The organism is Nocardia sp. NPDC004722, from assembly GCF_053601505.1.
Genome location: NZ_JBSGBY010000028.1, coordinates 22,216 through 28,587, shown reverse-complemented (window position 1 = coordinate 28,587; position 6,372 = coordinate 22,216). Strand labels below are relative to the sequence as shown.

Genomic DNA, 6,372 nt, shown 5'->3' with positions numbered 1-6,372 from the left:
ATTCTGGCGGAACGTCGAATACACGTGCCAACGCGATAATCAGATCGAGCCGCGGAATGGCATCGCCGTGAATGAGTCGGTACAAACCGGATTGGGACACCGGGACGTCCGGATAGGCCAATTCCAGATGTTGCGCCAGCGAATACAGCGTCAGCGACCGGGTCGCGCCATCCTCGGTGGAGACCATCGATTCGGAGATGAGCGCCGAAAGTCGACTGGAGAAGATCGCCGCAGCCGCCTGGCGCGGACTGGGCTCCTCCCCCTCGATGACCGATCGGTCGACCTCGCTATGCATGCCGGAATCCGCTACCACGCCGAAAGACATTACCGTTCATTTCCTTTTCGCTCAGGTGCCGATCGCCGGAGCGGGGGTGCGCGCCGGTGGGCCGAGCGGGACCTCCCCGGGCTCTTCTGGCGCGGGCTGCTCGATGAATCGGGTCTCGCCACGCGGTTCGAGCAGTTGCACCCGCACGGTCCGCATCGGTATGCCGACGTCGAGGAGATCATCGCCGACCTGCTCGATCATGAGATCGGCAAACCGGTGCACGGAGGTGCCCTGTTCGGTGACGGTCACCGTGGCGCGGCTGTCGCTACCGCGCGGCGGCAGTCGATCGAAGACCTCGACGACCGGTGTGGCGGTGGCGAAATCGCTGTTCTCGGCGTCGGATTCGGTCGCCAGGCGCAACGCGTCCGGATCGTTGACGGTGGTCACCAGGTGCCGCCATTGGTCGGGTCGGTCGGTATGGATCACCACCCGCGCCCCCACCACCACGGTGCGCAACAGGATCTGCTGCGCCACCGGGAGCGTGGCCCGCACCTCGACGGCGCGGCGACGCGGGCGGTGCTCGACCGGGTCGAACAACGGCAAGGCCAGCAATCGACCCGCTCCCCCGGTGAGGGTGCCCAGAATCTGGCCGTTGGGTCCGATCGGTACCGCGAGGTCGGCGGGCAATCGGGCGGGACCGCCGGGAAGCGGCAGTTCCCGGATCGAGGCCGTGGTGGGCAGGCTCGCCAGCAGGGCGGCCGACTGCAGCCCTGGCAGCGGAACCAGGTACGCCGGAACGTCATCGGTGACCTCCGGACCGACGAACCGCACCAACGCCCGGGGTCCCCGGAGTCCGGACAAGGCGATCACAATAGTGGTGCGGGTGCGCGGGCGGCTCCAGCAGTCGTCGAATCCGGTGTCGCCCAGCCGTGTCCAGTCGACCGCGAAGCTGGTAACCCCACGACCAGGCACCGAGGAACCGAGACGACGCCAGTGCTCGGTCAGATCCGACAGCTCGACATCACGATGCAGGGCCCGGGCGGCGGCGCACAGGGCGGCCGCGGGCAGCACCTCGGCGGGGACGGCGTGTTCACTCAGCCGGGTTGCGATGCGGTATGCGGCGGCGGCCAGTGCCCGGGGTCCGGCGTCCGGGCCGCGCCGCAGGAGCGCGGCCAGGTTGCGTTCCTGGTCCAGTCGGATCACCAGCCAGGTGAAGCGTTCTCCGACAATCGGATTCGCTCCGGTCAACTGCTCGTACATCCGGTCGTAGTCACCGAGGGCACGGGTGCGCCGCCCGGTGGTGACGATTTCGATGTCGACGGCGACACCGTATTGATCCAGCAGCGGCGCGAGCAGCCCGATGGGGACCGTGTCCTCGGTGTACACACCGTTCTCGGCGAGGATGCTCGGCAGGTCGAGGTTCGGTGCGAGCTGGATCATCGCCACCAGAACCCCTGCATCGCCATGGATTCCGCAGATCCCCGCCGCGATCTCGATGTCGGTCGCGACCGGTGGGGTCGCTCGGCGGGCGGCCTGTGCCGCGTGCGCGCGGCGATATCGCGTCCAGTCGATCAGGCGACGCGCGGTGGTGCGCCCGTCCAGCCGCAGCGCGATCAGCGTCAACGCCGAAACCACCGCCAGGACCAGCACCCACCATGGCACGCGGCCCGATCCCGCCGACAGCAGCGGGCCGCCGCCGACCACCAGCAGCGTAAAGGGACCGCGCTCGCAGGGGCCCACACGAATTCGCCGCTTCCTCATCGGCGCCTCCGTACAGCGGCCGGAACCCACCGCACGCACGCGCCGAGCAGAACACCACCTGCCATGACCGCCACAGACACGATGTTCGGACCGCGATCCGCGGCGGGCGGCGGTGCGGGTATCGTCAGCGCGGCTCCGCGATTCAGCCCGGCGGGCGGATCCGGCGGCTTCCGGAAACTGGCCGCGGCCGGTGGGTCGATCAGTCCAGCACCGACGGTGTTATCGATGCCGCGGGCCGGGGCGTGAGCGCTGGCGGCCAGCCTTGCGACGATATCGCCCGGTGTTTCATTCGGGAAGCGCGAACGCAGCAACGCCGCCACTCCGCTGACGTAGGCGGCAGCGAAGGACGCGCCACCGACCGCGACAAGTTTGTCGGGGGCGCCCACCCCATTGATCAATCCGCCACCGCCGGGACCCAGCGATTCGATGCCGGTCCCCGGCGCGGCGACAGACACCCAAGGCCCGCTCAACGAATCCGGCATCGGATCGCCGGTGGCACTGGTGGATCCGACGGTCAGCACGTCGGAGGCGAACAGGCCCGGCACCGACAGGGTCTTGACCAGTCCCCAGCTGCGCGGGTCGGTGGGACGACCGGGATCGATGGCCGGATTCTGTTCGCAGCCACCGCTACCGGCGTTCCCGGCCCCGGCGACCACCAGCGCGCCGCGCACGTACACGGCGTAGCCCAACGCCTCGGACAGCATCGACTGATCGACCGGAAGTCCGGCGGCCACGCACACCGGCAGCGCGACCGTGATCACCTGGGCGCCCAGGTTCGCAGCGTGGGTGATGGCGCGCGCGAGGGTGCGGATGTCTGCGGCGCTCTGCTGGGCGGGATCGAGGCTCACGCCGACATCCGGGCTGAACGCGCCGGATCGATAGCGCACCGAGATGATGCGGGCGTCAGGCGCGACGCCGGAGAAGCCGTCGGCTGGATCGGCGGCGGCGCCGATGATCCCGGCGATGAGGGTGCCGTGGGAATCGCAGTCCGACAGGCCGTCACCACCCGCCTGCACGTAGTCGCCACCGCCGATCAGGTTGGGCAGCCTGGGATTCGGGCTCACGCCGGTGTCGACGACGGCGACGGTGACACCGACTCCCCGGCTCAGCGCGCGGGCCCGTCGCAGGTCCAGGGCACGTTCGGGTGGCGGAGTCTGCGCGAGATCGCTATGGGGCAGCACGCCCACCGCCAGGCAGCCCTTGTCCTGTTTGGTGGCGGTCTCGGGGGCGGGCGCGCCATCGGGCGGTGGCGGCCCGACGGTCGCCTGCGGTGGCTGCACCGCCGTGGCCGGGGCGGCGGTAGTCATCAAGGCTGCGAGAGCGACCAACACCGCGGCACGGACCCGCATCAGATCGCCCGCATGGCGGTGTAGACGCCCGTGATCCAGCAGGCGATCACCGGGACCAGCAGGATCAGCGAGTACTCCAGCAGATCGATCACCCGACGGGCGACCGGCGATAGTCGCACGGATGGAAGACGCACGCCTGCAACGCATCCGGCTGCGGCCACGACAGCGATCCCCAGCGCGACGGTCGCCCGGGCGGGCGCGGCGGTATAGGCGCCTACCAGGACGACGGACAGTCCGGTAGCCGTAGCGGTCGCGGCGCCGAGCAAGGTGAGGGCCTGCATACGGTCCGGGTGCCAGCGCGCCCGCATCGCGAGCAGGCCCGCGACCGCGCCGGCCAGTACGATCTCGCGGATCCCTCCGGGACTGACCGCCGCGCACAGCACCGCCGCCCCGGCTAGGAAGGTCGCGATCGCCAGCATGAGACCTCGCAGACTTGTCAGGGCCACCCACGCCCGAGCCGCCAGGCCCGCACCGCCACGCTCGGGTGACGATCCGGCCGGTGCCACCTCGCCGGTGTCCGGGGCCGCCGCTCGCGCCGACTCCTCGTCGAAAATATCGGTGAGCGTTGATGATTCGATTTCCCGACCCGGATCAGGCAGATCCGGCGGGCGGATGCGCGCGAGCAGCACCGCCAGGCGCGGCACGACAGTCAGCAGCACCAATCCGGTCAGCACCGCACCGCCGGCGACCTGGCGCACCGTCAACTCCGCGAAGGCCGACAATACGGCCGCTATGGCCAGCAGCACCCCCCACACGATGAGTGCGATCAGTATCGGTACGCCGGTGTCGGCTGAACGCAGCAGCACGATCGCGACGATGGCGGCCACCACCGATCCGGCGGCCAGATTGGCTGCGGTGAGAACGCCCGGATGCCCGTGCGCCGCAGGCACGAGCATGGCCGCACCGGCGGCGCACAGCACGATCGCCGACAGGGCCGTACCCCCGGCGATCGGCGCGGCAGCACGGCGCCGACGCGCCATGGCGGACGCGATCCAGCACCCGGCGCCTAACGCCAGCGCTGGCAGCGCGCACCACCCGGTGTCCGACGTCCGGGTCCAGGACCACAGCAGTAGCACGGTCACGGTCGCTGCACCGAGCACGAGCGCGGCCACCCCCATCAGCGCGGCCGCGTGCGAGTCGAATTCGGCGAACTCACGCTCATTGATCCGGGTCAGCGCATCGGTGATGTCCTCGACCACCGGTGTGAAGGCGTCGGCGGATTCGGTCGAGCACAGCATGAGCAGGGTGCCGTCGACGACCTCGTGATCGGCGAGGGTGTGGGTACGAGGGAAGGGGTATCCGCCGACCCGAGACAGGGTCCACTGGCCGTACGGCGCGGTGAAGTCCACTGAGTCGGCGGTGAGGGCGGCGGCCAGGACGGTCAGCAGGTCATCGATGAAGGTCTCGATGCTGAACTTGGTCGGCACCACCGCGTCCACCTGGGAGTTGGCGACCAGGATCGCCACGCGTGCACGCGCGACCTCCGCGGACTGTGAAACCGCGCCGGGATTCGAGGAGGGGGTCAGGACCGAGGTCACGCGGATCCTCCTCGGCCGACGCGGTGGTAGCCGCCGGCGAATTCGGCCGGAAATCCATCGGCCAGTGTGGCCGCGAGTTCCTCGAAGGCCAGTCCGGTTTCGCGGTCGAGCAGTCGCAGGTCGATCTCGCCTCCCTCGGCCAGATGCTCGTCGTAGGGCAGCAGGAAAGTCGGCCGCTGGGCGGCGGCGAAGAGTTCCTCGATGCGATGCACCTCGACGATCGGTTTCGCGGGATGCTGGTGCACGATGGCGATGACCGAGTTCGCGGCCAGCCGCTGCATGCCGTGCGAGTCGAGCCACTCGAGGGTGGCCACCGCGCCGGTCACGCCCCGCACCGTCGCCGGGGTGACGACCACGACTGCGTCGCTGGTGCGCAGCACCGAGTCGGTGGCCGAATCGAGAACCCCGGTGCCGCAATCGATCAGCATGAGATTGTAGTGGCGGCGCAGCACCTCGACGCCCGCCAGGTATTCCGGGCCGGAAAGCGCCTCGACTGCGGCCGCCGACCACGGAGAGGCGACGACGGCAAGATCAGACGTGGTGATCGAGGTGAAGGACTGCACCGCCGAGAAGGCGTCGAGGTTGGGTGCCTGCGCCAGGTCGCGCAGGGTCAGCCCGTACGGGTGCCTGCTGGTTCGGCTGGCCAGGTCGCCGAAGTCGGGATTGGCGTCGACGGCCACCACGCGGTCGGGACGGAGTGAAGCGAAAGTGGAACCGAGGGCTGCGACGGTGGTGGTGCGCCCGGAGCCGCCCTTCACATTGACCACCGCAATCTGATAGGTGGCGTTGAGCTGACGGCGGATTCGGGCGCGACGGCTCTCGGTGCGCTGCTCGTTCGGTGAGAGCCCGAGGTTGAATCCGACCTTGTTCAGCGCACCCCGCATCCCCGTCGTCGACCGTAACCGCGCCTGTCTGGCGGCGGCGATCTCGGCGAGCAGGTCGGCTGAGGTCAGCGATAGCGCGAACACCTCTACCGGGGCGGGGGCGGGGCGCTCGTGCATCACGGCAGCGGGGGTCGGCGCGTGGCGTACCCCCATGGGCGGGGTGAGCGCCGGAACCGCAAGGGCCGCAGCGGGAATCGGTGTCTGGGGCGGGTTCACCGAGCCGAGGGCGCTAGCCGGGCCGGGCGCGACCGCAGGTGCCGCACCGACACGCTGCGGGGCTGTCGGCACGATCGCGGGGCCCGGCGATGCGCCGGACGGTTCGGGTGGCGCGACCTCGATTGCGGCGACGGGCGGGCTCGCCGCGACCGGAGCCGATGGCGCCGGTTCGCTGGGATACCCGGTGGCGGGCGGCCCGAAAGGCTCACGCCCGGTGGCGGTTTCGCGTCCGGCGCGGCCAGGCGTCGGGTCCGGTTGCGCGAGGTAGGCATCGTATCCGCCACGACCTCGCGCGGACGTGGTCGGCGCGCCGATGGTGGCGTCGTTGTGTACCTGAGTCACTTCCCTCGTCTCTCGTC

At 70.1% G+C, this 6,372-nt stretch carries 5 protein-coding genes; all 5 read right to left on the bottom strand.

Features of this window, described 5'->3' with window-relative positions:
* The coding region (locus ACWELQ_RS05540; RefSeq protein ID WP_452395830.1) for a helix-turn-helix domain-containing protein at positions 1 to 325 on the bottom strand (325 nt) is incomplete at its 3' end.
* A gap of 21 nt (positions 326 to 346) precedes the next feature.
* Entirely contained in the window at positions 347 to 2,026 is a 1,680-nt protein-coding gene (gene eccE, locus ACWELQ_RS05535) for a type VII secretion protein EccE (RefSeq protein ID WP_452395829.1), read from the bottom strand.
* Positions 2,023 to 3,333, bottom strand: a complete 1,311-nt coding sequence (gene mycP, locus ACWELQ_RS05530) for a type VII secretion-associated serine protease mycosin (RefSeq protein ID WP_452395828.1) — start codon at positions 3,331 to 3,333, stop codon at positions 2,023 to 2,025. The genes eccE and mycP overlap by 4 nt, the downstream gene beginning before the upstream one ends.
* Positions 3,334 to 3,374: 41 nt before the next feature.
* On the bottom strand, positions 3,375 to 4,913 hold the full coding sequence (gene eccD, locus ACWELQ_RS05525; protein ID WP_452395827.1) for a type VII secretion integral membrane protein EccD: 1,539 nt from the start codon (positions 4,911 to 4,913) through the stop codon (positions 3,375 to 3,377).
* Positions 4,910 to 6,355, bottom strand: coding sequence for an AAA family ATPase (locus tag ACWELQ_RS05520; RefSeq protein ID WP_452395826.1), 1,446 nt, complete (start codon positions 6,353 to 6,355; stop codon positions 4,910 to 4,912). Before ACWELQ_RS05520 ends, eccD begins: the two co-directional genes overlap by 4 nt.
* Positions 6,356 to 6,372 lie beyond the last annotated feature (17 nt).